The organism is Sinomonas cellulolyticus (assembly GCF_014656475.1).
Taxonomy (GTDB): Bacteria; Actinomycetota; Actinomycetes; order Actinomycetales; family Micrococcaceae; genus Sinomonas; species Sinomonas cellulolyticus.
Map to the genome: position 1 here is coordinate 214,847 of NZ_BNCM01000002.1, position 26,678 is coordinate 241,524.

At 71.4% G+C, this 26,678-nt stretch carries 28 protein-coding genes, 1 tRNA gene, 1 other RNA gene and 2 riboswitches; of the genes, 16 read left to right on the forward strand and 14 right to left on the reverse strand.

The window, feature by feature from the left end:
- Positions 1–64: 64 nt before the first annotated feature.
- Positions 65–559: a hypothetical protein gene (locus IE231_RS03150; protein ID WP_189692493.1), complete on the reverse strand. Its 495-nt coding sequence runs from the start codon at positions 557–559 to the stop codon at positions 65–67.
- A gap of 111 nt (positions 560–670) precedes the next feature.
- On the opposite strand from IE231_RS03150, the gene IE231_RS03155 reads away from it, so the two are divergent.
- On the forward strand, positions 671–1,417 hold the full coding sequence (locus tag IE231_RS03155) for a DsbA family oxidoreductase (RefSeq protein ID WP_189692494.1): 747 nt from the start codon (positions 671–673) through the stop codon (positions 1,415–1,417).
- Positions 1,418–1,454: 37 nt separating this feature from the next.
- On the opposite strand, the gene IE231_RS03160 is transcribed toward IE231_RS03155, so the two are convergent.
- A complete protein-coding gene (locus tag IE231_RS03160) occupies positions 1,455–2,591 on the reverse strand; it encodes an acyl-CoA dehydrogenase family protein (protein ID WP_189692495.1) in 1,137 nt (378 codons plus the stop codon).
- 1 nt (position 2,592) lies between these two features.
- On the reverse strand, positions 2,593–2,787 hold the full coding sequence (locus tag IE231_RS03165; RefSeq protein ID WP_189692496.1) for a DUF1918 domain-containing protein: 195 nt from the start codon (positions 2,785–2,787) through the stop codon (positions 2,593–2,595).
- A 128-nt stretch (positions 2,788–2,915) separates the two neighbouring features.
- On the opposite strand from IE231_RS03165, the gene IE231_RS03170 reads away from it, so the two are divergent.
- From IE231_RS03170 to IE231_RS03195, 6 genes are all read left to right on the forward strand, one after another.
- Positions 2,916–3,554 carry an SAM-dependent methyltransferase gene (locus tag IE231_RS03170; protein WP_189692497.1) on the forward strand — a complete coding sequence of 213 codons (639 nt, stop codon included), beginning with the start codon at positions 2,916–2,918 and terminating at the stop codon, positions 3,552–3,554.
- 84 nt (positions 3,555–3,638) lie between these two features.
- On the forward strand, positions 3,639–4,067 hold the full coding sequence (locus IE231_RS03175) for a hypothetical protein (protein WP_189692498.1): 429 nt from the start codon (positions 3,639–3,641) through the stop codon (positions 4,065–4,067).
- A gap of 95 nt (positions 4,068–4,162) precedes the next feature.
- The gene (locus tag IE231_RS03180) at positions 4,163–4,942 is read left to right on the forward strand and encodes a sugar phosphate isomerase/epimerase family protein (protein ID WP_189692499.1); all 780 of its coding nucleotides are present in this window, start codon (positions 4,163–4,165) and stop codon (positions 4,940–4,942) included.
- Positions 4,939–6,057, forward strand: coding sequence for a Gfo/Idh/MocA family protein (locus IE231_RS03185; protein WP_189692500.1), 1,119 nt, complete (start codon positions 4,939–4,941; stop codon positions 6,055–6,057). The genes IE231_RS03180 and IE231_RS03185 overlap by 4 nt, the downstream gene beginning before the upstream one ends.
- Before the next feature lie 47 nt (positions 6,058–6,104).
- On the forward strand, positions 6,105–7,208 hold the full coding sequence (locus IE231_RS03190; protein WP_189692661.1) for a Gfo/Idh/MocA family protein: 1,104 nt from the start codon (positions 6,105–6,107) through the stop codon (positions 7,206–7,208).
- A 23-nt stretch (positions 7,209–7,231) separates the two neighbouring features.
- A complete protein-coding gene (locus IE231_RS03195) occupies positions 7,232–8,236 on the forward strand; it encodes a sugar phosphate isomerase/epimerase family protein (RefSeq protein ID WP_189692501.1) in 1,005 nt (334 codons plus the stop codon).
- Positions 8,237–8,325: 89 nt separating this feature from the next.
- Here IE231_RS03195 and IE231_RS03200 read toward each other — a convergent pair whose 3' ends face one another.
- The 3 genes from IE231_RS03200 to cycA form a co-directional block, all read right to left on the reverse strand.
- A complete protein-coding gene (locus IE231_RS03200) occupies positions 8,326–8,553 on the reverse strand; it encodes a hypothetical protein (protein WP_189692502.1) in 228 nt (75 codons plus the stop codon).
- On the reverse strand, positions 8,550–9,392 hold the full coding sequence (locus tag IE231_RS03205; protein WP_189692503.1) for a methylenetetrahydrofolate reductase: 843 nt from the start codon (positions 9,390–9,392) through the stop codon (positions 8,550–8,552). Before IE231_RS03205 ends, IE231_RS03200 begins: the two co-directional genes overlap by 4 nt.
- Positions 9,393–9,503: 111 nt before the next feature.
- Positions 9,504–10,994 (reverse strand): D-serine/D-alanine/glycine transporter, encoded by a 1,491-nt coding sequence (cycA, locus tag IE231_RS03210; RefSeq protein ID WP_189692504.1) that lies wholly within the window; start codon positions 10,992–10,994, stop codon positions 9,504–9,506.
- Positions 10,995–11,044: 50 nt separating this feature from the next.
- Positions 11,045–11,145: riboswitch (glycine riboswitch) on the reverse strand.
- A riboswitch (glycine riboswitch) is annotated at positions 11,146–11,239 on the reverse strand.
- Positions 11,240–11,380: 141 nt separating this feature from the next.
- Here cycA and IE231_RS03215 point away from each other — a divergent pair.
- Entirely contained in the window at positions 11,381–12,025 is a 645-nt protein-coding gene (locus tag IE231_RS03215; RefSeq protein WP_189692505.1) for a TetR/AcrR family transcriptional regulator, read from the forward strand.
- A 71-nt stretch (positions 12,026–12,096) separates the two neighbouring features.
- On the opposite strand, the gene IE231_RS03220 is transcribed toward IE231_RS03215, so the two are convergent.
- Together IE231_RS03220 and IE231_RS03225 are read right to left on the reverse strand one after the other, a co-directional pair.
- Entirely contained in the window at positions 12,097–12,735 is a 639-nt protein-coding gene (locus IE231_RS03220) for a LytR C-terminal domain-containing protein (protein ID WP_189692506.1), read from the reverse strand.
- A 7-nt stretch (positions 12,736–12,742) separates the two neighbouring features.
- Positions 12,743–13,042 carry a type II toxin-antitoxin system VapB family antitoxin gene (locus tag IE231_RS03225; RefSeq protein WP_189692507.1) on the reverse strand — a complete coding sequence of 100 codons (300 nt, stop codon included), beginning with the start codon at positions 13,040–13,042 and terminating at the stop codon, positions 12,743–12,745.
- A 116-nt stretch (positions 13,043–13,158) separates the two neighbouring features.
- Here IE231_RS03225 and IE231_RS03230 point away from each other — a divergent pair, with 116 nt between their 5' ends.
- Positions 13,159–14,049, forward strand: coding sequence for a Cof-type HAD-IIB family hydrolase (locus IE231_RS03230; protein WP_189692508.1), 891 nt, complete (start codon positions 13,159–13,161; stop codon positions 14,047–14,049).
- Between the two features lie 58 nt (positions 14,050–14,107).
- Here IE231_RS03230 and IE231_RS03235 read toward each other — a convergent pair whose 3' ends face one another.
- Positions 14,108–14,593, reverse strand: coding sequence for a DUF4188 domain-containing protein (locus tag IE231_RS03235; RefSeq protein WP_189692509.1), 486 nt, complete (start codon positions 14,591–14,593; stop codon positions 14,108–14,110).
- A 62-nt stretch (positions 14,594–14,655) separates the two neighbouring features.
- Between IE231_RS03235 and IE231_RS03240 the strand changes: the two genes are divergently transcribed.
- A complete protein-coding gene (locus IE231_RS03240) occupies positions 14,656–15,231 on the forward strand; it encodes a TetR-like C-terminal domain-containing protein (protein ID WP_189692510.1) in 576 nt (191 codons plus the stop codon).
- Between the two features lie 79 nt (positions 15,232–15,310).
- On the opposite strand, the gene IE231_RS18170 is transcribed toward IE231_RS03240, so the two are convergent.
- The 4 genes from IE231_RS18170 to IE231_RS03260 all read right to left on the reverse strand — a co-directional run bounded on the left by IE231_RS18170 (position 15,311) and on the right by IE231_RS03260 (position 19,033).
- Positions 15,311–16,588, reverse strand: coding sequence for a M23 family metallopeptidase (locus IE231_RS18170; protein ID WP_201896921.1), 1,278 nt, complete (start codon positions 16,586–16,588; stop codon positions 15,311–15,313).
- A 177-nt stretch (positions 16,589–16,765) separates the two neighbouring features.
- Positions 16,766–16,850: transfer RNA gene (locus IE231_RS03250), tRNA-Ser, on the reverse strand.
- Positions 16,851–16,970: 120 nt separating this feature from the next.
- On the reverse strand, positions 16,971–18,314 hold the full coding sequence (locus tag IE231_RS03255) for a sensor histidine kinase (protein WP_189692511.1): 1,344 nt from the start codon (positions 18,312–18,314) through the stop codon (positions 16,971–16,973).
- Positions 18,311–19,033, reverse strand: coding sequence for a response regulator transcription factor (locus IE231_RS03260; RefSeq protein ID WP_229866464.1), 723 nt, complete (start codon positions 19,031–19,033; stop codon positions 18,311–18,313). The genes IE231_RS03255 and IE231_RS03260 overlap by 4 nt, the downstream gene beginning before the upstream one ends.
- 112 nt (positions 19,034–19,145) lie before the next feature.
- Between IE231_RS03260 and IE231_RS03265 the strand changes: the two genes are divergently transcribed.
- The 6 genes from IE231_RS03265 to IE231_RS03290 all read left to right on the forward strand — a co-directional run bounded on the left by IE231_RS03265 (position 19,146) and on the right by IE231_RS03290 (position 26,306).
- A complete protein-coding gene (locus tag IE231_RS03265) occupies positions 19,146–19,781 on the forward strand; it encodes a hypothetical protein (protein WP_189692513.1) in 636 nt (211 codons plus the stop codon).
- A gap of 43 nt (positions 19,782–19,824) precedes the next feature.
- Positions 19,825–19,921, forward strand: an RNA gene (gene ffs, locus IE231_RS03270) — signal recognition particle sRNA small type.
- A gap of 51 nt (positions 19,922–19,972) precedes the next feature.
- Positions 19,973–23,161, forward strand: coding sequence for a DNA polymerase III subunit gamma and tau (locus IE231_RS03275; protein WP_189692514.1), 3,189 nt, complete (start codon positions 19,973–19,975; stop codon positions 23,159–23,161).
- 9 nt (positions 23,162–23,170) lie between these two features.
- Positions 23,171–23,770, forward strand: coding sequence for a recombination mediator RecR (recR, locus tag IE231_RS03280; RefSeq protein ID WP_189692515.1), 600 nt, complete (start codon positions 23,171–23,173; stop codon positions 23,768–23,770).
- An 81-nt stretch (positions 23,771–23,851) separates the two neighbouring features.
- Entirely contained in the window at positions 23,852–24,877 is a 1,026-nt protein-coding gene (locus IE231_RS03285; protein WP_189692516.1) for an isopenicillin N synthase family dioxygenase, read from the forward strand.
- Positions 24,878–24,992: 115 nt separating this feature from the next.
- The gene (locus IE231_RS03290; RefSeq protein WP_189692517.1) at positions 24,993–26,306 is read left to right on the forward strand and encodes an aspartate kinase; all 1,314 of its coding nucleotides are present in this window, start codon (positions 24,993–24,995) and stop codon (positions 26,304–26,306) included.
- Between the two features lie 80 nt (positions 26,307–26,386).
- On the opposite strand, the gene IE231_RS03295 is transcribed toward IE231_RS03290, so the two are convergent.
- Positions 26,387–26,617 carry a hypothetical protein gene (locus IE231_RS03295; protein ID WP_189692518.1) on the reverse strand — a complete coding sequence of 77 codons (231 nt, stop codon included), beginning with the start codon at positions 26,615–26,617 and terminating at the stop codon, positions 26,387–26,389.
- Positions 26,618–26,678 lie beyond the last annotated feature (61 nt).

Here is a 26,678-nt window from a genome sequence, read left to right on the forward strand (position 1 = left end):
CGCCTCGCGTAGTGGTGCTGCGCGGGGACGGCCCCTCAACCCCTGTCCGGCGTGCGCCCGGCGGCTAATGCGGGAAGGCGAACTCGCCGATCATGAAGTAGAGGGCGAAGATCGCCGGGAGCACCGTCAGCAGCACGATGAGGGAACGCTCGCCGCGCCGGAACCACCCGACCATCGCCGCGATCCCACCGCCCACCATTGCGGCGAAGCCTGCGATGAAGAACGCCGAGAGCGAGAGCACCGGCCCCTCCGTCTCCGGCCGCATGCCCATGACGATGGCCGGAACCGCGCCGGTCAGGAGGAAGCCGGCGATCGTCAGCCCCAGGGCCCACCATCCGGCAGCGGTCGTGGGCCGGGCCGAGGGCCGGGCGTGCGCGGTGCGGAGCCGAGCGACCGCGGCAAGCAGCACAGCAGCTGCGGCCACGAGGAAGGCGACCGTGAACAGCCACGCCGCCACGGGGCCGTTCGGGAGGAAGAACACCGGCACCAGCAGGACGACGGCGGCCAGTCCCCCTATCGCCGCCACTCTCCCGAGCCTGGACTTCTGGAGGACTGCCATGACCCTCACCTTCCTGATGCTCCCGGATTCCCGGGCAAGGCCATTGTCCCCATCTGCTACGCCGCGTAGAAGAGTCGGAATACCCTACGCGCGCGAGTACTTGAACCTTGTATGAACGTTGACATCTGGTCTGACATCGCCTGCCCCTGGTGCTTCATCGGAAAGCGCCGCTTCGAAGCCGCCCTCGAGCAGTTCCCGCATAAGGACCAGGTCACGGTGACGTGGCACAGCTACCAGCTCGACCCCACGCTTCCCGAGCACTATGACGGCACCGAGCTCGAGTACCTGGCCGAGCGCAAGGGCATGCCGGCCGACCGTGTGGCCCAGATGTTCGACCACGTCACCCGGGTGGCGGCGGGCGAGGGCCTCGCCTACGACTTCGGCCGCATCGTGGTCGCCAACTCCTTCCCCGCCCACGAGCTGCTGCATCTGGCGAAGTCGGTGGACGCGGCGACAGGCGGCAGGAAGGCCGACGCCGTCAAGGAAGCCCTGCTCTCGGCCCACTTCGAGCACGGCGAGGACATCGGAGCACGCGAGGTCCTCGTGCGGATCGGCACGGAGGCGGGGCTCGACGCGGCCGAGATCGCCGAGGCGCTCGATGCCGGCACCTACCGCGACGCGGTCCACGCGGACATCGCCCAGGCACGGGCGCTCGGCATCCAGGGCGTGCCCTTCTTCGTTCTCGACCAGAAGTACGGGGTCTCGGGCGCCCAGCCGTCCGAGCTGTTCGCCCAAGCGCTCGAGACCGCGTGGCGGGAGGCCAATCCCCTCGTCATGGTCGGCCAGCCGGCCGCTGGTGACGGTGCGGATCAGGACGGGCTCAACGGGGAGGTCTGCGGCCCCGACGGCTGCGCCTGAGCGCCGCCGGCGCCGACAGCCCTGTTCGCCGACAGCCCTACTCGCCGACGATCATGCGGCCCACGATGAGCCGCATGATCTCGTTGGATCCCTCGAGGATCTGGTGGACCCTGAGGTCGCGGGCGATCTTCTCGATCCCGTACTCGTGGAGGTAGCCGTACCCGCCGTGCAGCTGGATGGCCTCGTTCGCCACCTCGAAGCCGGCATCGGTGGCCACCCGCTTGGCGATCGCGCACAGCCGGACGGCGTCGCGGTCGCCCCTGTCCAGGGCTTCGGCGGCGCGCCTGAGCAGGGTGCGGGCGGCCTCGAGCTTCATGTCCATGTCCGCGAGGTCGAACATGAGGGACTGCTTGTCCGCTAGCCGCCCTCCGAACGCCGTGCGCTCCTTGAGGTACGCGACCGTCTTCTCGAGCGCGGCCTGTCCTCCCCCGAGGGAGCACGCGGCGATGTTGAGGCGCCCGCCGTTGAGCCCCTTCATGGCGATGCCGAACCCGTCGCCCTCCTCGCCGAGCCTGTTCGAGGCGGGGATGCGCACGTGGTCGAGGACCACCTGCCGAGTGGGCTGGGCATTCCAGCCCATCTTCTTCTCGTTGGCGCCGAAGGACAGGCCCTGCGCCCCGTCGGGGACGAGGAACGCTGTGATCCCGCGGTGCCCGGTGTCGGCCGTGCGCGCCATGACGATGTACAGCGCGGAGTAGCCGGCACCGGAGATGAACTGCTTGACTCCGGTGAGCACGTAGTCGTCCCCATCGCGCACGGCCTTCGTGGTCAGGGCCGCCGCATCCGAACCCACGCCGGGCTCGGTCAGGCAGTAGCTGCCGAGCGCCTCCATGGTGACGAGCTGGGGCACCCACTCCTTCCGCTGGACGTCGGTGCCGAACGCGTCCACCATCCACACCACCATGTTGTGGATGGAGATGTAGGCGGCGACGCTGGGATCGGCCTTGGCGAGTTCCTCGAAGATGAGGGCCGCGTCGAAGCGCGTCAGCCCAGAGCCGCCGTGCTCCTCACTCGCGTAGACGCCACCGAGCCCGAGCTCGCCCGCTTCCCGGAGCACATCCACCGGGAAGTGCTTCTCCGCGTCCCACTCGAGTGCCTTGGGCGCCAGCCTGTCGGTGGCGAAGTCCCGGACCGTGGCGACGAGGTCGCGCTGGTCCTCCGTGAGCTCGGACATCTCAGGTTCCGGGCGCCTTCTCGACCGAGAAGTCGCCCCCCGGGAACACGATCGACTCGTGCCCGTCGTCGAATCGGACGCGGTACGGCGGCTGGCCATCGGCGCCCTTGACCTCGATGATCTCCCCGTGCCGGTCCGAGGTCTCCACGGTCCGGCCCCTGATGACGATCCGGTCGCCCTGCTGCAGTGCACTCATGGCGGATCACCTCCATTCACGAGCGTACGGAAGCCGCCCACCGCGGGGAAGGGCCTGCGACGCGAGGCGGCCACCCGGCGTCGTGCGCGGTCTTGCGCGCCGGCCGCCGCGCCGGATAGACCGGAGGAATGGACATCCACGACAAGCCGGGACCGAGCGAATTCTGGGACGGGTTCTACCGTGAGCGCCAGCGCGTCTGGAGCGGCAAGCCGAACGCGGCGCTGGTCCGCGAGGTGAGCATGATCGCCCCGGGCCGCGCGATCGACCTCGGCTGCGGCGAGGGCGCGGACGCAATCTGGCTGGCCGAGCGCGGCTGGACCGTCACCGGGGTGGACGTCTCCGCGGTCGCCCTGGGCCGAGCGGCGGAGCACGCCCGGGACGCCGGGGTAGAGGACCGTACCACCTGGCTGGCCCGGGACCTCGCCCAGTGGGAACCCGAGGAGACCTACGATCTCGTCACGGCCTCCTTCCTCCACTCCCCCATCGACATCCCGCGGGAGACGATCCTGCTCGCCGCCACTCGGGCCGTGGCGCCCGGCGGAACGCTCTTCGTGGTGGGGCACACCGCGTTCCCGCCGTGGGGGCGGCACGATCACGACGACGTGCACATGCCTTCCGCGGACGAGCTCGCCTCGGCGCTGGGGCTGCGCACGGGCGAGTGGGAGATCGAGACCAGCGCGTCCGAGGACCGCGAGGCGACCGGGCCCGAGGGCCAGAAGGCCGTGCTCACCGATGCGGTGCTGAAGGCGCGGCGGCTGGGGTCCTGAGGGACGCCAACCGGCGATTAATAAACACCGAGAATACTGGATTATCCTCGAAGGGAGCGATTCTTTCTTCCGAGGTGATGTTGCGTGGCTGTGTCGACGGCTGTTCTCGTGGCGGCGGCGTTCGTGTGGCTGGGGATGGTGCTGGCCATCTCCTTCATCGAGGCCCCGCTGAAGTTCCAGGCACCCGGGATCACGATCGAGCTGGGCGTGGGGATCGGGCGTCTCGTGTTCAAGGCTCTCAACATCGTCGAGTGCGTGCTCGCCGCCGCGGTCCTCGCGGTACTGGCGCTCGGCGCCCATCCGGGGGCCCTCGCGTGGAGCCTGGCCGTGGTGCTGGCCGTGATCGTGGTGCTCGACGTCGCTGTGCTGCGGCCGCGCATGGACCGCCGCGTCACCGGCGGGAACCTCAGCGACGCCATGCCCCGGCACACCCTGCACTTCACCTATGTGGGCCTGGAGGTCCTCAAGGTCGTGGGCCTCGTGTGGCTCGGGATCGTGGCGCTCGCAGCGTAGGGCACGCGCGCGGCGGCCCGCTGGCCCTCCGCGGCACAGAATCGCAGCAGCTCTGGCCCTCCCCTGCGTGCGCCCCAAGGGGCAGACTGGAGCCCATGACCTACTCCGTCCAGCTCTACTCCGTGCGCGACGCGGCCGACGCCGACCTTCCGGGCACCATCGCCCGGCTCGCCGAGATCGGGTACACCCAGGTGGAGCCCTACGACTTTGTGGCCCGCGCCGGCGAGCTCGGCGACGCGCTGGCCGAGCACGGCATGACGGCGCCGACGGCGCACGCGCCGCTGCTCTCCGCAGACCAGGACGAGATCTTCGCGGCGGCCGCACGCCTGGGCATCGGCACGGTGATCGAGCCCCACGTCCCTGCCGAGCGCTGGCAGGATGCCGAGGCCATCGAAAACACTGCGGCCCGGCTCAACGCGGCGGCCAAGAAGGGTGCCGAGCACGGCATCAGGGTCGGCTACCACAACCACGACTGGGAGGTCTCCTCCACGATCGGGGACGCGACCGTCCTCGAGTACTTCGCGGGCCTGCTCGACCCCGGGGTGATCCTCGAGGTGGACGTCTACTGGGCCGCTGTGGGCGGCGAGGACCCCGTGGCCCTGCTGAACCGGCTCGGCGACCGCGTTGCTGCCATCCACCTCAAGGATGGGCCCGTGAGCCAGGACCGCAAGGCGCAGCTGTCCGCGGGCCAGGGTGAGATCGGCGTCTGGAGGATCCTGGCCGCTGCAAAGGACCTCGACGTCTGCGTGGTCGAGTTCGACGACTACGACGGGGACATCTTCGACGCCCTGAGCGCCTCGCTGCACTACCTCGAGACGGGAGCCCCCTCTGCCTCCCCGGAGGAGCCGGCCTCCGGCGGGGAGAGCACCCCGTGAGCCGCGGACCGGTCGGCGTCGCGCTCATCGGCGCCGGGGTCATCTCGAAGCAGTACCTGGACAACCTCGTCGCCTTCCCGGACGTGCAGGTCCACGCGATCGCGGATCTCTTCCCCGAGGCGGCCCGCGCCCGCGCAGAGGAGTACGGGATCAAGGAGTCCGGGCCCCCCGAGCTCGCGCTGGACCATCCGGACGTGGAGATCATCGTCAACCTCACGGTCCCCGCCGCCCACGTCGATGTGGCCGCAGCCGCGATCCGGGCGGGCAAGCACGTGTGGACGGAGAAGCCGTTCTCCCTCGACCGCCCGAGCGGACTCGCGCTGCTCGAGCAGGCAGACGACGCCGGGCTGCGGCTCGGGTGCGCGCCGGACACCTTCCTCGGCGCCGGGCTGCAGACGGCGCGGCGGGTGATCGAACGGGGAGACGTCGGCGTCCCGCTCACGGCGCACACCGTGTTCCAGACCCCGGGCCCGGAGTCATGGCACCCCAACCCGGCCTTCCTCTTCCAGCCCGGTGCCGGGCCGCTGTTCGACATGGGCCCGTACTACCTCACTGCCCTCGTGCAGACGTTCGGGAGCATCCGCCGCGTTGCAGCGCTCGGGTCGCGGGCGAAGGCCACCCGCGTGATCGGCTCGGGCCCCAAGGCGGGCGAGGAGTTCCCGGTCGAGGTGCCCACCCACGTGAGCGCCCTGGCCCAGTTCGAATCGGGGGCGTCCTCGCACAGCATCTTCAGCTTCGAATCTCCCCGCCCGCGGATGGGGTTCGTGGAGATCACGGGCACAGAGGCGACCCTGTCCCTGCCCGACCCGAACTACTTCGACGGGGACCTGCGGATCTGCCGCATCGGCGAGACCGACTGGACCGCCATTCCCACCACCGGCCCTGCCAACGGGCGGGGCATGGGAGTCCTCGACATGGCACGGTCCCTCCGCGCCGGCGAGCCCCACCGTGCCACGGGCCAGCTCGCGTACCACGTCGTGGACGCGATGGTCTCGATGTCCGAGTCGATCGAGCTCGGCGAGTTCGTCGCGCTGGGCAGCAGCGCGCCGTCGTCCGCTGCCCTGCCCGAGGACTGGGCGCCCACCGCCGCCACGCTGGACGGAGTGCAGGCGTGAGCCCGGACGTCCTGGGAACGGGCCGGACCGGTCCGCTGCGGGTGGCGATGATCGGCTACGCGTTCATGGGCAAGGCGCACTCGCACGCGTGGCGCACTGTCGGGGCGTTCTTCGACGTGCCCGCCATCGAGCAGAGGGTGCTCGTGGGGCGCCATGCCGGGCAGGCGGCCGCCGCGGCGGCCCGGTATGGGTGGGCTGAGGCCGCAACGGACTGGCGCGAGGTGGTCGCCCGCGATGATATCGACATCGTGGACATCTGCGTCCCGGGGTGGCTGCACGCGGACATCGCGGTGGCGGCGCTCCGAGCGGGCAAGCACGTGCTGGTCGAGAAGCCGCTGGCGAACACGGTCGAGGAGGCGGAGCGGATGGCCGCGGCCGCGCGGGAGGCGCGCGCTCAAGGCGTCGTCTCCATGGTCGGCTTCACCTACCGGAGGGTCCCCGCGCTGGCCTACGCGCAGCGCCTCATCGCCGAGGGGCGGCTCGGCGCCGTCCGCGAGGTCCGCGCCTCCTACCTCCAGGACTGGCTCGCCGACGCCCAGACGCCGATGACGTGGCGCCTTCGCAAGGAGTCCGCCGGATCGGGGGCGCTCGGGGACATCGCCTCGCACGCCATCGACCAGGTGCAGTTCCTCACCGGCGACGCCGTCGTGGAGGTCTCGGGGCGGCTGCACACCTTCGTGGAACGGCGCCCGGGCCCCGACGGGCCGGAGGACGTGACGGTCGACGACGCCGCGTGGGCCACGCTGTCCCTCGGCTCCGGGGCCATCGCCTCGGTCGAGGTCTCGCGCGTGGCGACGGGGCGGAAGAACTCGCTGCGGATCGAGGCCTACGGCACGGGCGGCGCCCTCGCGTTCGACCTCGAGCGTCCATCCGAGCTCGACTTCCACGACGGTTCCGTCCCGGCCGAGGAGGCCGGCTTCCGCCGGATCGTCGTGACGGAACCGGGCCATCCCTACATGGACGCGTGGTGGCCCCCGGGCCACGTGATCGGGTGGGAGCACGCCTTCACCCATGAGGTGCGTGACTTCCTTGCCGCGATCCGCGACGGAGGGGACCCCTCGCCGTCGTTCGAGGAGGGCCTGCAGGTGCAGCGGGTCCTCGCCGCCGTCGAGGAGTCGGCCGCCGCCCGTTCCGCGATCGTGCCGCTCTGACCCGCCTGCCAAGGAGGAGACCCATGCCGCGCCCGTTCACCCTGTTCACCGGCCAGTGGGCGGACCTGACCCTCGAGGAGGTCGCCGGCCTCGCCGCGGGCTGGGGCTATGACGGCCTCGAGATCGCGGTCTCCGGCGAGCACCTCGACGCCTCCCGGTGGAACGACCAGGCGTACATCGACGACCGGCTCGGCATCCTCGACCGGCACGGCCTGGCGGTGTTCGCGATCTCGAACCACCTCAAAGGACAGGCGGTGTGCGACGACCCCATCGACTTCCGCCACCGGGACATCGTGGGCTCCCGGGTGTGGGGCGACGGCGACCCCGAGGGGGTCAGGCAGCGCGCCGCGGAGGACCTGAAGGACACCGCCCGGCTCGCCAGGGCCCTCGGAGTGAAGACCGTGGTGGGCTTCACCGGCTCCTCGATCTGGAAGTACGTCGCGATGTTCCCGCCCGTGCCCGCGACCGTGATCGACGCCGGATACGAAGACTTCGCCGACCGGTGGAACCCCATCCTGGACGTCTTCGACGAGTGCGGGGTGCGGTTCGCCCACGAGGTCCACCCCTCCGAGATCGCCTACGACTACGTCACCACACAGCGCGCCCTCGAGGCCATCGGCCACCGCGAGGCCTTCGGCCTGAACTGGGACCCGTCCCACATGATGTGGCAGGGCCTGGACCCCGTCGCGTTCATCACGGACTTCGCCGAGAGGATCTACCACGTGGACTGCAAGGACACCAGGATGCGCATGGGCAACGGCCGCTCCGGGATCCTCTCCTCCCACCTGCCGTGGGGCGACCCGCGCCGGGGATGGGACTTCGTCTCCGCCGGCCGCGGCGACGTCCCCTGGGAGGACTGCTTCCGCGCCCTCACCGCGATCGGCTACGACGGGCCCATCTCCGTGGAGTGGGAGGACGCGGGAATGGACCGCCTCCAGGGCGCGCCGGAGGCCCTCGCGGCGCTGAAGAAGTTCGACTTCGGCCCCTCCACCGCTTCCTTCGACGCCGCCTTCAGCAACCAGGGCTGAGTCGGGCCCGAACCCAGGACCTGCGCAGGAGGCGGGCGCACGACGGCCGCCGGGTGCCCGCCGTCGTGCGCCCGCCTGAACTGGGAGTGCTACCGCACAGGGTGCGCGCGGCGGGCGAGCCCGATCTGCACGTCGTCGGTGCGCTGGAACATCCGGCGCCCCTCGACGCCGCCGAACTGGACCCAGAGGGTCGAGCCGTCGCGGCTGAGCCCGTCCACCGTGCCCTCCCCGAGATACCGCCCGTCTGCCTTGATCCGCACGAGGACCCCGCGGCGCAGCCCCAGCCACGGGCGCACGGCGACGGCCTGCACGCTCACCGCCCCTTCCCGGTGAAGGCGAACTCGGGCAGGTCGAGGTTGTTGAACGTGAAGAGGTGGATGCCTGTCAGGCCCCTGCGCGGCGCCGAGAGGTCCCGCACGAGCGCCTCGGACGAGTACGCGTCGGCGCGGAGGATCCGGCGAGCGAGCGGGCCCTTGCGCGTGATGAACTTCAGCGACGGGCCCACGCCGATCCGGGTGGCGAGGGAGATGAGGCGCGCCCGGCCCACCGGTCCGGTCACGCCGGCCCACACGGGCAGCTCGACTCCCTCGGTCCGCAGGAGCGAGACGTAGTCCCCGATGGCCGAGGCCGAGAAGCACATCTGCGTCACGAGGCTCGAGGCGAGGTGCTGCTTCTCCAGGAGGGCGTCGAGGACCTCGACGGGACCCAGCGACGGGTGCCCCTCGGGGTAGCCCGCGACGCCGATCGCGATCCTGCCGCCCGTGAGCTCGGCAACGTCTTCCATGAGTGCGAGGGCGTTGGCGTAGGGCCCCGCGGGCTGGGGAGCGTCGCCGCCGATCGCGAACACCTCGGTGATCCCGGCCGTCTCGAAAGCGCGAAGGGCGCGGGCGAGCCGGGCCCGGTCCGCGATCCCGCGGGCGGCGAGGTGCGGGACCACGCGGTAGCCGAGGCCGGCGAGCCGCAGCGAGGCCTCGGTGGTCGCGTGGACGCCGTGGCGCGGCAGGCAGGTCACGCTCAGGGCTGTCCCCTCGGGCACTCTCGTGGCGACGGCAGGGAGGATGTCCTCGGTCGGGACGATCTCGAGCCGGACGGGGAGGCGGGTGCCGAGGCGGGCCTCGCCCGCGTCGGCGGCGTGCTGGATGGACTGGACGGACATGATTGACTCCAGGGTCTGGCCGGGCGGTGCCCAAGGCCGTATCGAAGGCATGATGAGGGAGCCGGCGGACGACGCCGGGTGGTGCCTCAGGGGGCTAGGTCGCCGCCGCTCTCACTGGGCGCGATCGGCGGTGCGGGCGGACTCCTTGCGGGCCGCCTCCTCGAGGGCGGCCTCCTCCGCGAGGTCGCGGCGGAAGGCCTCGTAGCGTGCCACGTGGGCGGGGCGGCGGCGCATGACCGCCCAGGCGATGCCGAGGACGATGAACCACACGGGCGTGACGGCCAGAGCGAGGAACGTGTCCGGCTGGGTGGTCAGGGTCCACAGGACGAACACGAAGAAGGCGAACACGACCCAGACCATGGGCACCCCGCCGGGCATCTTGAACACCGACTCCTCGTGGGCGCGCTGGCGGCGGCGCCGGAACACGAGGTAGCTGACGAGGATGATGGACCAGACGAAGATGAAGCACACGGCCGAGACGGTCGTGACCATGTCGAACGCCTTGCCGATGTCCTGCCCCGCATAGAGGAGCACGATGCCGGAGAGGAGCAGGACGCACGAGAGGAACAGGGCGTTCTGGGGGACCCTGCGCCGGGACAGGCGGGAGAAGACCGCCGGTGCGTCGCCCTCCTGGGCCAGGCCGTAGACCATGCGGGACGTCGAGTAGATGCCCGAGTTGGCGCTCGACATCGCGGAGGTGAGGACCACGAGGTTGACGATCGTCGCGGCCGCGCCGAGTCCGGCGAGGGAGAACATCGCGATGAACGGGCTGTGGCCGGCGGCGAACTGCGTCCACGGGATGACGGACATGAGGATCACGAGGGCGCCCACGTAGAAGAGGAGGACGCGGATCGGAATCGAGTTGATGGCCTTGGGGAGGTTCTTCTCGGGGTCCTTCGCCTCGGCGGCGGTGGTGCCGACGAGCTCGATGCCCACGAACGCGAACACGGCGATCTGGAAGCCGGCCACGAAGCCCATGAACTCGTGCGGGAAGAAGCCGCCGTGGGACCAGAGGTTCGTGAAGGCAGCCGGTCCCGAGTCGGAGGAGAAGCCCGTGAAGATCATGACCAGGCCGGTGATGATGAGGGCCACGATCGCGACGATCTTGATGAGGGCGAACCAGAACTCGGTCTCGCCGAAGGCCCGGACAGCGGTGAGGTTCAGCAGCAGGAGGATCGCGATGGTGATCAGGCCGGGGACCCACACCGGAATCCCGGGGATGAGCTCCTGCGCGTACCCGGCGATCGCCACGACGTCCGCAATGCCGGTGACCACCCAGCAGAACCAGTACGTCCAGCCGGTGAAAAAGCCCGCCCACGGCCCGAGGAGATCCGCCGCGAAGTCGCCGAAGGACTTGTAGTGGAGGTTGGACAGGAGCAGCTCCCCCATGGCGCGCATGACGAAGAACAGCATGAAGCCGATGATCATGTACACGAAGATCACGGAGGGGCCGGCCGCGGAGATGGTCTTGCCCGACCCCATGAAGAGGCCTGTGCCGATCGCGCCGCCGATGGCGATGAGCTGGATATGCCGGTTGCTGAGCTGCCTGTCGAGGTGGGGCTGCGCCTCGTTGAGCGCGGTCCCCGGGGGGTTTGTCGTCATGGGGGTCTCCACCGTCCTGCGGCACGTCGGTGTGCCGCGATGATTGGGATCCTCCCCGCTCTGTCATGGACCTGAGAGATTCCGCTTCCCGCTGTGGCGGGTCGCTTGCACCGTCGGTGAGCCCGTGGTCCGGGCTGCTTTCCAGAGTTGCCTGTCCGCGGCGGTACGTGGGCCTGAGAGATTCCTGGGGAGGAGTTGCTCCTACGGCACCTGCGGCAGTGGCAGGGTTCTCCCGCAGCGGATGGTCAGCGTGTTCACTTGTACGCCGCGAACCCGGCCGCGACTGGTTCAGTGTGGGACAGATCACCGGGGGGTGTCAATGTGAGAGTCATGTTCGGACACGCTGCTCCAGCCTGTTTGGTGACACATCGACCTAAAATGGGCATATGCCCCGCATCCAGGCCGAGACGAACGCAGCGCAGCGCGCACTGACCCAGCGCCGCATCCTCGACGCCTTCGGGCAGCTGCTCTTCACGCAGGGCCTCCCGGGCCTGACGATGACCGACGTGGCCCGGCAGGCCGGCGTGGGGCGCACGGCCGTGTACAACTATTACGCGGACATGGAAGAGCTCCTCATCGGCTACGCCTTGGACGAGACGGGCCGCTTCCTCACGGAGCTCAAGTCGCGGCTCGCGGACCTCGCAAACCCGATCGACCGCCTCGCTGTCTACATCCGGGCACAGGTCGAGGACCTCTCGCGCCGCCACCTCCCCCCGGGGCCCGCCATGCGGGCAGTGCTCTCCGCGCAGTCCTTCGCGAAGCTCGGCGACCACGTGGGCGAGCTGAACGCGCTGCTGACGGCGATCCTGCGGGACGCGATGGATCAGGGCTACCTCCCGCAGGCGAATGTGGATGAGCTGGTCGGGCTCGTGCACGGCTCGCTCACGGCCAGCGCGGACCGCGGGCGCGGCGAGGATGCGGCCTCGGCGCACGACGCCGACACGGCCCGCCGCACGGACGCCACCGTGCGCTTCATCCAGCTCGGCGTCGGTGCGCGCTTCGACGACGAGGGCCGGCCCGTCCGGCGCTAGGCGATCGCCGGGGCCATGCGGTCCCAGGGGCTGGGGAACCATCCACGGGACGAATGGCCGTGCATTCCCGCTCAGCGGGCGGGGGCCGCCGTCGCGCTGGGGAGGGCGCAGGCGATCTGCCCGGGCGTCTGGTCGACGAGGGCGGGGTCGGTGAGCGCCTGGAACGTGGGGCCGAGGACCAGGTCCACGGTCGCATCCGAGCGGCCGTCCTGGACGTAGATGCTGCCCGGCACGTTCCGCTGGAGCGTGAAGGCCGCCGCCTCCCCGGCGAGGCCTCCTCGGATGACCGCGGCGGCGTCGACGGAGGTCCGCTCGTTGCCCACGGTCTTCACGGCGAACTTGCGGGCCCCGAGCTGCTGCGCGATCTGCGCGGCGAGGCCCTCCTTCCCCGCCGCGTTGAGCACATTGACGGTCACGCTCGGGTTGGGGAGGTAGTCGAAGGTGCCCGTGGGGCAGCTCGCCGCGAGCTCCTGCTTGCCGCCGGGCTGGGGGACCGTGACGCGGCCCGTGAGGACCGCCCATGCCATGCCGATGCCTCCGAAGAGGAGCAGGCCGAGGAGGCAGATCGCCAGAGCGTGCCTGATCCTGCGCGCCCGGCGACGGCGGAGGTCCCGCTCGTCGGGCTCCTCCTCGAACTGCGTTCGGAGCTCGATGCCGTTGACCACATGGTGCCCGTGGTACGTGGTCAGGTCCTGGGGCTTGCGGGCCATCGCTGCCTCACGCGTCGAGGTCGAGGACGCGGGCGTGGATGGCCGTGCGCTGGTGGAGTGCCGTGCGCACTGCCCGGTGGAGCCCGTCCTCGAGGTACAGCACGCCCTTGTACTGCACCACGTGGGGGAAGAGGTCGCCGAAGAAGGTCGAGTCCTCGGCGAGGAGCGCCTCGAGGTCGAGGGTCCGCTTGGTCGTGACGAGCTCGTCGAGCCGGACCGGCCGCGGCGGCAGCGAGGCCCAGTCCTTCGGCGTGGTATAGCCATGATCCGGGTAGGGGCGCCCGTCGCCCACCGCTTTGAAAATCACGCCTCAAGCCTAGGCTCGAGCTGCACTCGGCGGGGGGCCGTGCAGCCCGCGAGGGCCCATTGTGGCCAAACGGTTACGCGTGCAGATGCCCAGAGGCCCGATGGAAGAATGGGCGCATGGAGACCGCCCCGCCCTTCGCCCTGCTGCTCGACGTCGACGGCCCCATCGCGAGCCCCGTGACCCGGACGGTGAAGGCCGAGATCATCGCCCTGCTCAACCGCCTCGGCGGCGCGGGCATCCCGATCATCTTCAACACCGGCCGCTCCGACGCGTTCATCCGCGAGCAGGTCATGGAACCGATGGTCGCCGCGGGCATGCCGCAGGAGCTCATGGTCCACGCCGTGTGCGAGAAGGGCGCCACATGGTTCTCGTTCACCGCCGGGGGCGCCGGAGTGGTGCACGTGGACCACGATCTCGCCGTGCCCGCCGCCTTCGCCGATGACGTCCGGCGGCTCGTGGCGGCGGAGTACTCGGACCACATGTTCTTCGACGAGACGAAGAAGGCCATGGTCTCGGTGGAGCAGCGCGTGGACGTCCCGAACGCGGAGTACCGCGCGGAGCAGGAGCGCTTCGACTCCGACGTCCTTGCGCTCATGGCCCGGCACGATCTGGGCGCCACGCGGCTGGACCACCACGTGCCGGACAGCGACGACGCGGTGGACTACCGCGTCGATCCCACGATCATCTCCACCGATATCGAGTCGGTGCGCCTCGGCAAGGACCTCGGCGCGGCGCGGGCCTGCGAACGGCTCCGACGCGACGGCATCGTGCCGGAGGCCTGGTACACGGTGGGCGACTCGCGCACGGACTATGCGATGGCGGACTGGCTCCACCACAACGGCCACACCGTCACCCACATCGACGTGCGCCCGGCAGACGGGGTGCCCGAGAAGCCGTATGAGATCCAGACTGCGGCGTTCCTGGGCCTGGGCGACGACGTGATCCACGACGACGCGGGCCTCGCCTTCCTCGGGAGCTGGGAGAGCTCGCTCGACCTCACGCGCTGACCCGACGACAGGAAGCAGCCGGTGCCGGCCCGCGACGGCGAGCACGCGCCGTCGTACGTCAGGCCGCCCGCGAGGCGCGGAGCCGCTGCCGTGCCGTAGTGAGCCCGGCGGTGACCGGGACGTGCCCGACCGCCCGTGCGAGACCGAAGCGCGGCATGCCGCTGTAGACGGCCTCGATGCCGGAAGCGGGCACCTGATACGTCTCGTGCCAGACCCCGACCTCGCCCGATCCGGCCAGGGTGCGCATGAAGTCGCGCCAGGGGGCCAGGTGCGGCGCGTCGCGGTCGGCCGCGAAGCGCTGGAGGTGCTCAGGACTCTTCCAATAGCTCACGAGGATGGTGGTTCGGCCCGCCCACTGGTGGTAGCCGAGCATCCCGGCCTCGGGGGTTCGGGAGAGGTAGGCCAGCATCCGGCCCATCGCGGACCCGACCCTGACCACCGTGGGGATCTTCCACCACCGGTTGGCACGCATGCCGATGAGGAACACGGTCGCGCTCTCGCCGGGAGTCGCTGTGTATCGGCCGGGGAAGACGTCCTGTGCCATATCTTGCTCCTAGACCATGCGTAACGATGTTATGAAACGATGTTATGACTATGCTTGTGACCATGGCAAGACCCGTCCTCCACGATTCGGTGCTGCGCGGGCGGCTCCTGACCGTCACGGCCGAGCTCGTGGACCGGGACGGGCCCGCGCGCTTCTCGCTGCGGCAGGTTGCGGCCGCCGCCGGGACATCCACGACGGCGGTCTACTCGCTCTTCGGAGGGAAAGCGGAGCTGCTCTCGGCCGTGCTCGACAGCGCATTCGAGTCCTTCGGCGAGTCGCAGCGGGCCGCGGCGGGTGGGGGTCTCGCGTCTCTCGGGGTTGCGTACCGCGAGTGGGCCCTCGCACACCCGGCGATGTACCGGCTCATGTTCGGCGGGGCCCTCGCGGCCGTGGCAGGCTGCACCCCTGACCCGGGAGTGGCGGAAGACGCGATGGCTCCCCTGCGCGACGCCGTGGCCGCGGGGCAGTCCGCAGGCTCGCTCCGCGCAGCTCCTGTGGAGGTCGTTGCCGTGGCGATCTGGGGGCAGGTGCATGGGCTCGTGAGCCTTGAGCTCGCCGGGATGAGCCCGGACGATGCGGACTGGGGAACCGCCTACCGCGCCGCGCTCGAAGCGGTCGGGCGGGCCTGGGCACCCTGACCCGGTCGTACTCCGACTGAGGAGTCAGCTCCTGGAGGTCACGTCCTGCACATCGGCCCAGCGCCTCAGCCCGAGTACGTCAGCAGTGCGTGGTCGTGGTGGTTGTGGAGGTTGCCGTAGGAGTCGGTGTGGGCGAGGCGGTCGGTGCCGGCGCGCACGTGGCGGTTGAGGTCGTCGCCGTCCCCGTCGTCGACGTCGTAGCCGTCCCGGTCGCCGATGTCGTCGCCGAAGTCGCCGACTGGGTCGTGGTGCTGGGCGCCGACTGGGTCGTGGCCGTCGGGTCCGCGGTTGGGCTAGCGGTCGGCGTGGGGGTCGGGCTCGAGGTGGTGGGCGCCGGGCTCGAGGTGTCTGTCGGCGTCGGGCTCGACGTAGCCGTGGGGCTCGGGCTCGAGGTGGTCGGCGAGGTCGTGGCACTCGGGGTGGGCGACGCCGCGGGCGACGTGGACTCCGCCGGCGCCGGCCCCGCCGTCGTGCTCGACGGCGACGGGCTCGGCGAACCGGTGATGGTGGGGGCGGCCGCGGGGGGCCCGGCGGGCGTCGGGTCGACGAGCGGCGGAGGCGTCGGCGCGGACGGTGCAGGGGTAATCGTCTCGCCCTGCGTGGGCTCCTGCGCCAGGGCGGGGATGGCCCAGTCCTGCCGGGTGTTGGTCGCGTTGCCGTCCTTCGGCGTGTAGTCCGTGACCTGGACGGTCCCGAGCGAGTCCTTCTGGGAGATGGGGATGAAGGAGAACGTCATCGGGTCCACGTACTTGCCGTCGCGGATGGTCTCGAAGTGCAGGTGGCATCCCGTCGAGGAGCCGGTGGACCCGACGAGGCCGACCACCTGGCCGACCTCGACCGGTTCGCCGGTCTTCACCGCGGCGCCGAGCATGTGGTTGTAGGTCGTGACGAGCCCGTTGCCGTGGTCGATCTCGACACGGTTGCCGCCGCCCCAGGGGTGCCAGCCCGCCGCCCGCACCACACCGGAGTCGGCCGCATAGACAGGGGTGCCGCAGGCGGCGGCGAAGTCCTGGCCCCAGTGGAACTCGCCGATCTGCCCGGTGAGGGGGCTCGTGCGGTAGCCGAAGCCGGAGGTGGGGACGAGCGTGGTGAGGGGCGCGTACAGCTTGCCCGTCTGGGGGCGGACGAGGTCCGCCTGCGCCACGTACACCGGGGAGACGTGTCCTGCAGCCCGGGAGCCCACGTCGGTGCGGTAGAACGAGACGACCGCATGGGGGTCGGCGGTGATGCTGCCCGGGCTCACGTCTCCCGCGAGCGCAGGAGCGGCGCAGAAGACCACCAGTGCGGCGGCGACGGTGAGGGCTCCCGTCAGGCGCGCGCGCAGTCTGGACACGGTGGTGGCGAGAGCACGGCCCATGTCAGACTCCCCAATCAGTCCTGCCGCCGTAGATGGCGAACCATCCAATTGTGTGGTCTTCGTCATTTTTCCGCCAGTGGCGAAATGATGTTTCAACGGAAGACTTTGGGGTTCCAGCGCCTTCTTGCTCTCGGAACGGACGATGCCCCGGTCAGTATGACCGGGGCATCGTCAGCGCGGAGGATGGGGGATTTGAACCCCCGAGGGCGTGAACCCAACACGCGTTCCAGGCGTGCGCCATAGGCCGCTAGGCGAATCCTCCAGGTGCGCTCGTGAAGAGCAGGTACCAGAATACCCGACCGGGGCGTGTGCGCCGAATCGGGGCGGACGACGACGCCCGCTCACCCCGTGCGGGCGGCCGTCACCGGGCGTCGTCGTGCGCTCAGGCGGGAGGCACGCGCAGGGAGAAGAGGGCGCCGCCCTCGGGCGCGCGGCCCGCGCTCAGCGCTGCACCGAGGCGCCCCGCCAGCCGCGCCGCGATCGAGAGCCCGAGCCCGGTCCCGACCTTCCGCTCCCCCGCGTACCGGCGCTGGAGGGCGCCCCGCTCGAAGGCATGGTCGAGGTCGTCGTCCGTCAGCCCCGGCCCCCCGTCCCGAACCTCGAGCACGATCGCGTCATCCCCCCGCCGCCCGGACAGGACCACGGGCGCGCCCCGCGGGACCGCTCGGAGGGCGTTCTCGACGAGCCCGTCGAGGAGCTGCCGGAGCCGGCGGGCATCCGTGACCACGGGGAGCGGCCCGGGAACCTCCGCCCGCATCGCGACCCCGGCCGGTTCCCAGACGCCACGCCAGGCGTCCACCATGGCGTGCAGCAGATCGGCGGCGTCGAACGGGGCGGAGTCGATGCGGAAGTCGTCGGCCTCGAGACGCGCCAGCTCGAGGAGGTCCCGCACGAAGTGGTCGAGCCGCTCCGTCTCCGAGCTGAGGGTCCGGCCCACGCGGGTCACGTCCTCGGCGGGGATGACCCCGTCCGCGAGGGCCTCGGCGTAGCCCTGCAGCGCCGTCAGGGGCGTGCGCACCTCGTGCGAGACGGAGAGGAGGAACTCCCGCTGGCGGGACTCACTGGCTGTCAGGGACGCGTCGAGGCCCGCGAGCGCGTGGGAGACATCCGCCACCTCGGCCGGCCCCGCGCCGTCGACCGCCACACCCCGCTCCCCCGCGGCGAGCCGGCGCGCCGCCCCGGCCAGACGCACGAGCGGGCGCGCGACCCAGCGGGCGACGACAGCTCCGCCGAGCACCGCAGCGGCGAACCCGATCAGCAGCGCCCACAGGAGGCGTGCCACGAGCGGCCCGGCAGCCTGGGCTACCGCGGAGACGGGCTCGGCGAGCACGAGGCCGCCGCCCGCCGCGAGGGGCCGCGCCTCCACGACGACAGGGATGCCGAGCACGATCTCGGTCTGCGAGACAGGCTGCCCCGCGAGGACCTTCTTCACCGCCCCGGCGCTCACGAGCCGGCGCCCGGCCCCGGTCACGGTGCCGTCCGGTGCGACGAGCGCGATGCGGCCGGCCTCGCCGAACGCGAGCTCGCGCAGGGACGTCAGGTCGGTGACGCTTCCGGAGGCGCTCAGTGCGGTGGCCTCCCTCGCGAGCCCGGCGCGGGCCTGGTCAACGGCGGCGGAGCGGATGAGCTGCGCCCCGACGAGGCCCGCCACGAGGGTCGCGACGGCGGCGACGGCCGCCATCACGAGCGTGACGCGTGCGTGCAGAGAGCGGAGCCAGCGCCTCATCGTGGCTCCGGGGCTGGGCCAGCCGCCTCGGAGGAGGCGCTGTACCCGATGCCGCGCGTGGTGCGGATGGGGCTCGCGGCGCCCAGCTTGGCGCGCAGCTGGGCCACGTGCACGTCCACTGTGCGTCCCCCGCCGTAGTCCGCCTGGCCCCACACCGTGGCGAGGAGCTGCTCGCGGCTGAACACGCGCCCCGGCTGGGACATGAGGTGGGCCAGGAGGTCGAACTCCATGGCCGTCAGCGAGACCGGGCGGCCGTCCGCCTCCGCGGAGCGCCGCCCCAGGTCCAGCCGTACGCGGCCCACGCTCAGGGCAGCGGGAGCCGCTGGGCCCGCGGCCCGGCGCAGGAGCGCGCGGACGCGGGCCACGAGCTCGCGCGGGGAGAACGGCTTGGTCAGGTAGTCGTCGGCGCCGAGCTCGAGGCCCAGCACGCGGTCCACCTCGTCGTCCCGGGCGGTCACGAAGATCACGGGCGTCCAGTCGCCGTCCTCGCGCAGCCGGCGGCAGACCTCGATCCCGTCCAGGCCGGGCAGGCCCACGTCGAGGACGATCGCCACAGGCCTCAGCTGCCGGATCCGGGCCAGTGCCTGGGCGCCGTCGTGCTCGACGTGCACCCCGTATCCGGCGCGGGCGAGGTACAGGCGCTCGAGGTCCGCAATGGGAACCTCGTCCTCGACCACGAGCACAAGCCCGCGCGCCTCGCCGGTGCTGCGCTCTTCCACCCCCTCATTGAAGCGCACGACGCCGGGCCGGGGCCGGGTGCCGCGGCGCGCCTTACATTCTCCGAACATTGGCCGAACGGTGTGCTTGCGCGGCGGCGGCACCATGGGTGCCATGACGACGAAAGGCACTCCCATGGATCCGCAGCAGTCCACCACTCCCGTCCCCACCCGCCGGCGCCGTTGGGCGATCGGTGCCGCTTGCGCGGCGGCCGCCGCACTTCTCGTGGGCGGCGGGGCAGCCGCCACGGCGGCATCCTCCCCCGCCTCTGCGGAGCCGGCGGCCGTGGTGGCTCCGGCGGCGGCAGGCACCCCCTCCCCCTCGGCGACGCCCGGCTCCTCCTCCGCGGCGAAGGGCTCGGCGAACCACAGCGTGCGGGTCGCACTCAGGCGGGCCCTCGCCGTCGTGATCCGGCAGGACGGCACCCCCGACTACGGCCAGCACGCGCAGGCCGCGGCGCGCGCCGTGGTGAACCGCTACCCGGCCGCGTTCCGGCACCTGCCCGAGAAGCTGCGCCGGGACCTCTGGACGCTCGCGGGCGCCGCCGCGAGTGACGAGGCCAAGGACGCCCAGGCGATCAAGGCCCACGCGCTCGACGGCACGTACGGAGCCGCAGTCCAGAAGGCTGCCCAGGCAATCCAGAAGGCGCCGGCCACGTCCGGCGGCACGGGGAAGTCGGCGACACCGAAGGCGACGACACCGCCGTCGACCGCCCCGGCGCCCACCCCGAGCCCCTCCAGCGGGAGCTGAGCAGCCCGGTTCGAGGCACGCGCCGATCTCCGCTACGATGGAACCCGGCCCCTCATGTGGCGTCATCCTGCTGAACTCCCCCAGGACCGGAAGGTAGCAAGGGTAAGTGGGCTCTGGCGGGTGCATGAGGGGCCTTTAGTACCTGTGGATAACCCGGGCCCCTCCGGCCCCGATTGGTAGGGTTTCTTTCCGTGACTGCTCCCGCTGCCCTCTACCGCAGGTACCGTCCGGACACGTTCCAGGACGTGATCGGCCAGGAGCACGTCACCGAGCCGCTCATGACCGCGCTGCGCAAGAACCGCGTCAACCACGCCTACCTCTTCTCGGGCCCGCGCGGCTGCGGCAAGACCACCTCGGCGCGGATCCTCGCCCGCTGCCTCAACTGCGAGCAGGGCCCCACCCCTGAGCCGTGCGGTGTATGCCCGAGCTGCGTGGAGCTCGCCCGCGGCGGCGCCGGATCGCTGGACGTGATCGAGATCGACGCCGCGAGCCACGGCGGGGTCGACGACGCGCGCGACCTCCGCGAGCGTGCGACGTTCGCACCCGTCCGCGACAGGTACAAGATCTTCATCATCGACGAGGCCCACATGGTCACCTCGGCGGGCTTCAATGCGCTCCTGAAGATCGTCGAGGAGCCGCCGGAGCACATCAAGTTCATCTTCGCGACCACAGAGCCGGACAAGGTGATCGGCACCATCCGGTCCCGCACGCACCACTACCCTTTCCGGCTCGTGCCCCCGGAGCCCCTCATGGCCTACCTCGAGCAGCTGTGCGCGTCGGAGCACGTGCCGGTGGCACCCGGCGTGCTCTCCCTCGTGGTCCGCGCCGGCGGAGGTTCCGTGCGCGACTCGCTGTCCGTGCTGGACCAGCTCATGGCGGGCGCCGGGTCGGAGGGCCTCGACTACGAGCTCGCGGTGGCCCTCCTCGGGTACACGCACGCTGCACTGCTCGACGACGTGGTGGACGCGATGGCGGCCGGCGATTCCGGGACCGTGTTCCGCGCCGTCGACCGGGTGATCCAGACCGGCCACGACCCGCGCCGTTTCGTCGAGGACCTCCTCGAACGGTTCCGGGACCTCATCATCGTGCAGGCCGTGCCCGACGCCGCCGAGGCGATCCTGCGGGGCGTCCCCGCGGACCAGCTCTCCCGGATGCGCGTCCAGGCGCAGAATCTCGGCGCGGCGGAGCTGTCCCGCGCCGCGGACGTCACGAATGAGGCGTTCAACGAGATGACCGGCGCGACGTCGCCCCGCCTGCACCTCGAGCTGCTCTGTGCGCGGCTCATGCTCCCGGCGGCCGACGCGGGCGAACGCGGGTGGGCCGCCCGGGTGGACCGCCTCGAGCGGCGTCTCGCCTTCGCGCACGACGGCGCCGGCGCGCCTGCCGCCGCGGGCGCGCCTGGCGCCGCGGGCGCGCTTGGCGCTGACGGCACGGCACCGCAGGCGGCGGAGCGGAGCGCGCCGTCTCCTGCGGCCGAGCGGGATGCGGCGCCCACCGCACCGGAGCGGACTGCTCCGTCGCCTGCCGCCGGACGGAAGACGCCACCTCCGGCCATGGAGCGCAGCTCTGGCTCGGGCCCGGCTGAGGGGGATGCTGCCTCGTCGGCAGCGGAGGGGACTGCTCCGTCGCCGGCCGTCGAGCGGAGTACGCCAGCCCCGGCGGTCGAACGGACTGCGGCGTCGCCGATAGCGGGGCGGAACGCACCGTCGCCCGGCCCGGAGCGCCGGCCCTCAGCACCGACATCGGCGCCTGACCCGACGTCCGGGTCCGGGCGCGAACCCGCGCGCGCGGCCTCGCCCGCCCAGGCCCCGGCGCAGACCGGCGGCGCCGGAAGCGTGGAGATGTTCCGCCGCGCCTGGCCGGAGATTTTGGACACTCTCGCGAAGGTCAAGCGCAGCACGTGGGCTCTGGTGGGCCCCAATGCGTCGGTGTCGGGCTTCGATGGCCGGACCCTCGCACTTGCGTTCGGCACCTCCGGCCTGGCCGCCGCGTTCACGCGAGGCGACCACGCGCAGAACCTGCACAAGGCCATCCAGACAGTGCTCGGCGTGGACTGCCAGATCGATGCCGTCACGGGCGGCAACGGCCCAGGCGTCGCACCCACGGCTGTAGCGCCGATGGCGGGGGGCGACCAGCGCCCAAAAGCACCGGCTGAGCCGCACCCGGGTACCCCCGTGCCCGCTGCCGCCCCGCCGGCCGGAAACCGCACGGCGGTTCCCGAGAATCGCGAGGCATCGGCTCTGCCTCCGTCTCAGCCCCTGTCTCCCTCATCCAGCCGGGCTGCCGCGCCTGCACCGGAGGCACGCCAGGCCCCGTCCGCCGCGGACGTGGCGTGGGGCCTCGCGCCCGCAGCAACGGCGTCTCCTGCCGCAGCAGCCCCAGCGCCCGCAGCAACCCCCGCGCCCGCAGCAACCTCCGTGCCCGCAGCGCCGCCCGCGCACGAGGCGGAGGCGCCTCAGCGGGAGGAGCGCGAGCCAAGGCCGGCAGCGCAATCGCCCGCGAGCACGACTCAGGCCAGCACGCCTGAGGCTGGCCCGGAGGATCGGCGGCCATCGGCTCACGCGGAGAACACAGCCTCGGCTGCGACGCTCGGAGCTCCAGCCCCCTCGCCGTACGACGGGATCCCCTATGCGGACGAGGAGCCGCCCGGCGAGTGGGACGAGCCCTACCCGGAGGACGCCAGTTACTCGCGCGGCGCGCCGGATCGGCGAGAGGCCTCGTCGCCTCAGACGCCTTCAGCCCGGGAACCGAAGGCGCCCGAATCCGACGTGCGAGACCGCGCCGGGGCGCGAGACCGCTCCGATGTGTCCGACCGCCCCGGCGTGCGAGACCGCGCCGGGACCACCGCTTCTGGGGCGCACCCGGGGACGGCGTCCGCAGACGACCCGTGGTCATACGCCCGGGAGAGCACGCCCGGCGTGTGGAGCATCGGCACGGAGACCAACGTCCGCACGGCTGGCGGCAGTGTCCCGTCGGGGGCCCGCATGCAGCCCGGCGTCGGGGAGGCAGAGGAGCGGGAGCCGGCGGCAGCACCGCCGTCGTACGAGCCGGCCGCCGCCCAGCACCCGGCTCCCGCGCCATCGGACCGCACCTCCGCCATCCCCTCCGGACCGCAGCGGCCGCAGGATCCGGGACGGAAGCTGAGCATGTACGAGCGGCTGAGCCAGAAGGCGGCCGCTGAGCGGTCCCAGGCGCAGCATCCCTCCAGCCAGGGCGGCCGGGACCGCGCGCCGGAGTCCTACGTCGAGGACGTCCCGAGCGCCGACGACGAGACGATTGAGAACTCGGCACTGTTCGGGCGCGCGGCGGTGGAGCGCATCCTCGGCGGCAGGCTCGTCGAGGAGCGCGGCCTGGACGGAACTGTCATACCGCCGCGATAGCGTAGTGGGGTGTATGAAGGCGCAGTCCAGGATCTGATCGACGAGCTCGGCCGGCTGCCCGGCATCGGCCCCAAGTCCGCGCAGCGGCTCGCCTTCCACATCCTCGAGGCGGACGCGGAGGACATGAAGCGGCTCGCCGCGACGATCGTGGGGGTCAAGGAGCGCGTCAAGTTCTGCCAGATCTGCGGGAACGTCTCGGAGCAGGACACGTGCGCCATCTGCCGCGACACGCGGCGGGATCCGAGCGTGATCTGCGTGGTCGAGGAATCCAAGGACGTCCTCGCCATCGAGCGGACGCGCGCCTACCGAGGCAGGTATCACGTGCTCGGAGGCGCGATCAACCCGATCGCGGGCATCGGGCCGGACCAGCTGCGCATCCGCGAGCTCCTCACCCGGCTCAACGACGAGACGGTCACGGAGGTCATCCTCGCCACCAACCCCAACCTCGAGGGCGAGGCGACGAGCACCTATCTGGCGCGGATGCTCAAGACGATCGGCGTGAAGGTCACCCGCCTGGCCTCCGGGCTGCCGGTCGGCGGCGACCTCGAATACGCCGACGAGGTCACGCTCGGCCGGGCGTTCGAGGGACGCCGCAGCGCGATCGGCTGACCTGGAAGCGGAATGATAGGGCTGCACGCCCTCTGTGACAGATTGTTAAGCGTCCGTCGTCGGCTGGCGCATGCTGGATTCATGAGCACTGCACGCACCTCCATCCCGGTCCTCGACCTCTCGGCGGCGAGGGGCGCGGACGGCACCTTCACCCCCGAGTTCCTCGATGCGCTGCGCGACGCGACCCACAACGTGGGCTTCTTCCAGATCGTGGGCTACGGCGGCCGCCCGGGCCAGGACCAGCAGCTGCTCGACACGGTCGCCGAGTTCTTCCGCCTGCCGCTCGAGGACCGCCTCGCCCTCGACAACCGGAATTCGGCCCAGTTCCGCGGCTACACGAGGCTCGGCACCGAGGTGACCCGCGGCAGGGCAGATGCCCGGGAGCAGATCGACTACGGCCCCGAGCGCCCCGCGCTCGACGACGTCCCGGCCGACCAGCCGTACCTGAAGCTCCAGGGCCCCAACCAGTGGCCCGCGGCGTTCCCCGCCCTCGAGAAGGCCGCCATGGAGTGGGCCGAGCTCATGTCCGGCGTGGGCGCCGAGCTGCTCGCCGCGATCTCGGTCTCGCTCGGCCTTCCCGAGGACCACTTCGCCGAGCCGTTCCACGGCACTCCGGCGTGGATGGGCAAGCTCGTGCACTACGTGGGAACCGGCGTGGTGCCCGAGGCCGGGAAGCAGGGCGTGGGCCTGCACGCCGACTACGGCTTCGTCACCCTCCTCCTCCAGGACCAGGTGGGAGGCCTCGAGGTCCAGCCCTACGGCCAGGAGGAATGGATCGACGTCCCGCCGACCCCCGGCGCGCTCGTGGTCAACCTCGGAGAGATGCTCGAGGTCGCGACCGACGGCTACCTCATGGCCACGATCCACCGCGTCACCGCCCCGCCGGCCGGCGTGGACCGCTACTCCGTGCCGTTCTTCTGGTCGCCCCGACTGGACGCGGTCATCGACAAGGTCGAGCTCCCCGCCGACCTCGCGGCCGAGGCGCGCGGAGTCTCCGATGACCCCGACAACCCCATGCTCGCCTCCTACGGGCAGAACGTCCTCAAGGGCTGGCTGCGGGCCCACCCCGCGACGGCGCGGCTGCACTACCCCGAACTGGTGGGCTGACGGGCAGACTCCCCTGGCGTCCGCGGTGCGGTCACAATTCCTCCGCCTGTGACGGCGCGGCGTAAACTGTCGGGGACCATCCCCGTAGTCTCTAGCCCCCTGTGAGTGTGCCCGCATGTCGTTGCCCCTCGAAGTGCCCGCCCGGCAGCTGATCGTCCAGAAGTTCGGCGGCTCGTCCGTCGCGGACGCCGCCGGCATCAAGCGGGTGGCGCAGCGCGTGGTGGACACGCAGCGCGCGGGCAACGAGGTCGTCGTCGTGGTCTCCGCCATGGGCGACACGACGGACGAGCTCCTCGACCTATCAGCCCAGATCACCGACGAGGCACCCGCGCGCGAGATGGACATGCTCCTCTCCGCCGGCGAGCGCATCTCGATGGCGCTCCTCGCGATGGCGATCAACAAGCTCGGCGCGAAGGCCCGGTCCTTCACCGGCTCCCAGGCCGGCATGATCACGGACGGCATCCACGGCAAGGCGCGCATCATCGACGTGGACCCGCACCGCGTGCGGACCGCGCTGGACAAGGGCGCGATCGCGATCGTGGCGGGCTTCCAGGGCGTGAGCCGCGAGTCGCACGACATCACGACGCTCGGGCGAGGCGGCTCCGACACGACAGCGGTGGCACTGGCTGCCGCGCTGGACGCGGACGTGTGCGAGATCTACACGGACGTGGACGGCGTCTTCACCGCCGACCCCCGAGTGGTCCCGGCGGCCAAGAAGATCGACCGCATCTCGAGCGAGGAGATGCTCGAGCTCGCCGCCTCCGGCGCCAAGATCCTCCACCTGCGCTGCGTCGAGTACGCGCGCCGCTTCGGGGTGCCGCTGCACGTGCGCTCCTCGTTCAGCCAGCACGAGGGGACCTGGGTGATGCCCAGCCCCGACGACAAGATCACGATCAGCGAGGGAGTCGCCTTGGAACAGCCCATCATCTCCGGCGTCGCGCACGACCGCTCCGAGGCCAAGGTCACCGTGGTGGGCGTCCCGGACATCCCCGGCAAGGCCGCCGCCATCTTCCAGGTCATCGCGAAGGCGCACGCCAACGTGGACATGATCGTGCAGAACATCTCGACGTTCGGCCGTGGGAAGACGGACATCTCCTTCACGCTGCCCATCGTCGAGGGCGCCGAGGCCCTCACCGCGCTCAAGGCCGCGCAGGACGAGATCGGCTTCGAGGACATCGAGTACAACGCCGAGATCGGCAAGCTCTCCCTCATCGGCGCCGGCATGCGCTCCAACCCGGGTGTCTCGGCGACGTTCTTCCAGGCCCTCTCGGACGCCGGGATCAACATCAACATGATCTCGACCTCTGAGATCCGCATCTCCGTCGTCACGCGCGCAGACCTCCTCGACGCCGCCGTCCGCGCCATCCACTCGGCCTTCAACCTCGACGCCGACTCCGAGGCCACCGTCTACGGCGGCACGGGCCGCTGACACCATAGCGACGGCCGGCCACCTTCCGCGGAGGGTGACCAGCCGTCGTCGTGCCTGAAGGGCGGATGGGGCCGCCGAGGCTAGTGGTGCGTCATCGGGGGCTTCTCGTCGCGGCGGAACGCGTAGTGGTGTCCTTCGGAATCGGTCTCGACCTCGAAGGTCTTCAGCTCGGCCTCCGAGGCTTCCTCGTATGCGTCGTGCTTGTGCACCACGGGCGCGGTGGGATCACTGTGCGAGGCAGGGCCCCAGACCGCCCCGGCGCGCTCGGCGACATGCATGAAGGTGTCGAGAACCTTGTGCGTATGGGGCATCTCATATCACCCCCTTCCGGTACCGGCCATTGTACGCCCGGTGTGACGCGGATCTCAGGGG

What these genes read in the sequence shown, in the direction of transcription:
- IE231_RS03165 (WP_189692496.1), bottom strand. Translation starts at nt 2,787, where the DNA reads ATGAGTGCACTGCAGCAGGGCGACCGGATCGTCATCAGGGGCCGGACC.
- IE231_RS03235 (WP_189692509.1), bottom strand. Translation starts at nt 14,593, where the DNA reads ATGGCACAGGACGTCTTCCCCGGCCGATACACAGCGACTCCCGGCGAG.
- IE231_RS03295 (WP_189692518.1), bottom strand. Translation starts at nt 26,617, where the DNA reads ATGCCCCATACGCACAAGGTTCTCGACACCTTCATGCATGTCGCCGAG.
- IE231_RS03290 (WP_189692517.1), top strand. Translation starts at nt 24,993, where the DNA reads ATGTCGTTGCCCCTCGAAGTGCCCGCCCGGCAGCTGATCGTCCAGAAG.
- IE231_RS18170 (WP_201896921.1), bottom strand. Translation starts at nt 16,588, where the DNA reads ATGGGCCGTGCTCTCGCCACCACCGTGTCCAGACTGCGCGCGCGCCTG.
- cycA (WP_189692504.1), bottom strand. Translation starts at nt 10,994, where the DNA reads ATGACGACAAACCCCCCGGGGACCGCGCTCAACGAGGCGCAGCCCCAC.
- IE231_RS03265 (WP_189692513.1), top strand. Translation starts at nt 19,146, where the DNA reads ATGACGACGAAAGGCACTCCCATGGATCCGCAGCAGTCCACCACTCCC.
- IE231_RS03155 (WP_189692494.1), top strand. Translation starts at nt 671, where the DNA reads ATGAACGTTGACATCTGGTCTGACATCGCCTGCCCCTGGTGCTTCATC.
- IE231_RS03215 (WP_189692505.1), top strand. Translation starts at nt 11,381, where the DNA reads ATGCCCCGCATCCAGGCCGAGACGAACGCAGCGCAGCGCGCACTGACC.
- IE231_RS03255 (WP_189692511.1), bottom strand. Translation starts at nt 18,314, where the DNA reads ATGAGGCGCTGGCTCCGCTCTCTGCACGCACGCGTCACGCTCGTGATG.
- IE231_RS03205 (WP_189692503.1), bottom strand. Translation starts at nt 9,392, where the DNA reads ATGTCCGTCCAGTCCATCCAGCACGCCGCCGACGCGGGCGAGGCCCGC.
- IE231_RS03240 (WP_189692510.1), top strand. Translation starts at nt 14,656, where the DNA reads ATGGCAAGACCCGTCCTCCACGATTCGGTGCTGCGCGGGCGGCTCCTG.
- IE231_RS03285 (WP_189692516.1), top strand. Translation starts at nt 23,852, where the DNA reads ATGAGCACTGCACGCACCTCCATCCCGGTCCTCGACCTCTCGGCGGCG.
- IE231_RS03170 (WP_189692497.1), top strand. Translation starts at nt 2,916, where the DNA reads ATGGACATCCACGACAAGCCGGGACCGAGCGAATTCTGGGACGGGTTC.
- IE231_RS03150 (WP_189692493.1), bottom strand. Translation starts at nt 559, where the DNA reads ATGGCAGTCCTCCAGAAGTCCAGGCTCGGGAGAGTGGCGGCGATAGGG.
- IE231_RS03220 (WP_189692506.1), bottom strand. Translation starts at nt 12,735, where the DNA reads ATGGCCCGCAAGCCCCAGGACCTGACCACGTACCACGGGCACCATGTG.
- IE231_RS03230 (WP_189692508.1), top strand. Translation starts at nt 13,159, where the DNA reads ATGGAGACCGCCCCGCCCTTCGCCCTGCTGCTCGACGTCGACGGCCCC.
- IE231_RS03180 (WP_189692499.1), top strand. Translation starts at nt 4,163, where the DNA reads ATGACCTACTCCGTCCAGCTCTACTCCGTGCGCGACGCGGCCGACGCC.
- IE231_RS03190 (WP_189692661.1), top strand. Translation starts at nt 6,105, where the DNA reads ATGATCGGCTACGCGTTCATGGGCAAGGCGCACTCGCACGCGTGGCGC.
- IE231_RS03160 (WP_189692495.1), bottom strand. Translation starts at nt 2,591, where the DNA reads ATGTCCGAGCTCACGGAGGACCAGCGCGACCTCGTCGCCACGGTCCGG.
- IE231_RS03195 (WP_189692501.1), top strand. Translation starts at nt 7,232, where the DNA reads ATGCCGCGCCCGTTCACCCTGTTCACCGGCCAGTGGGCGGACCTGACC.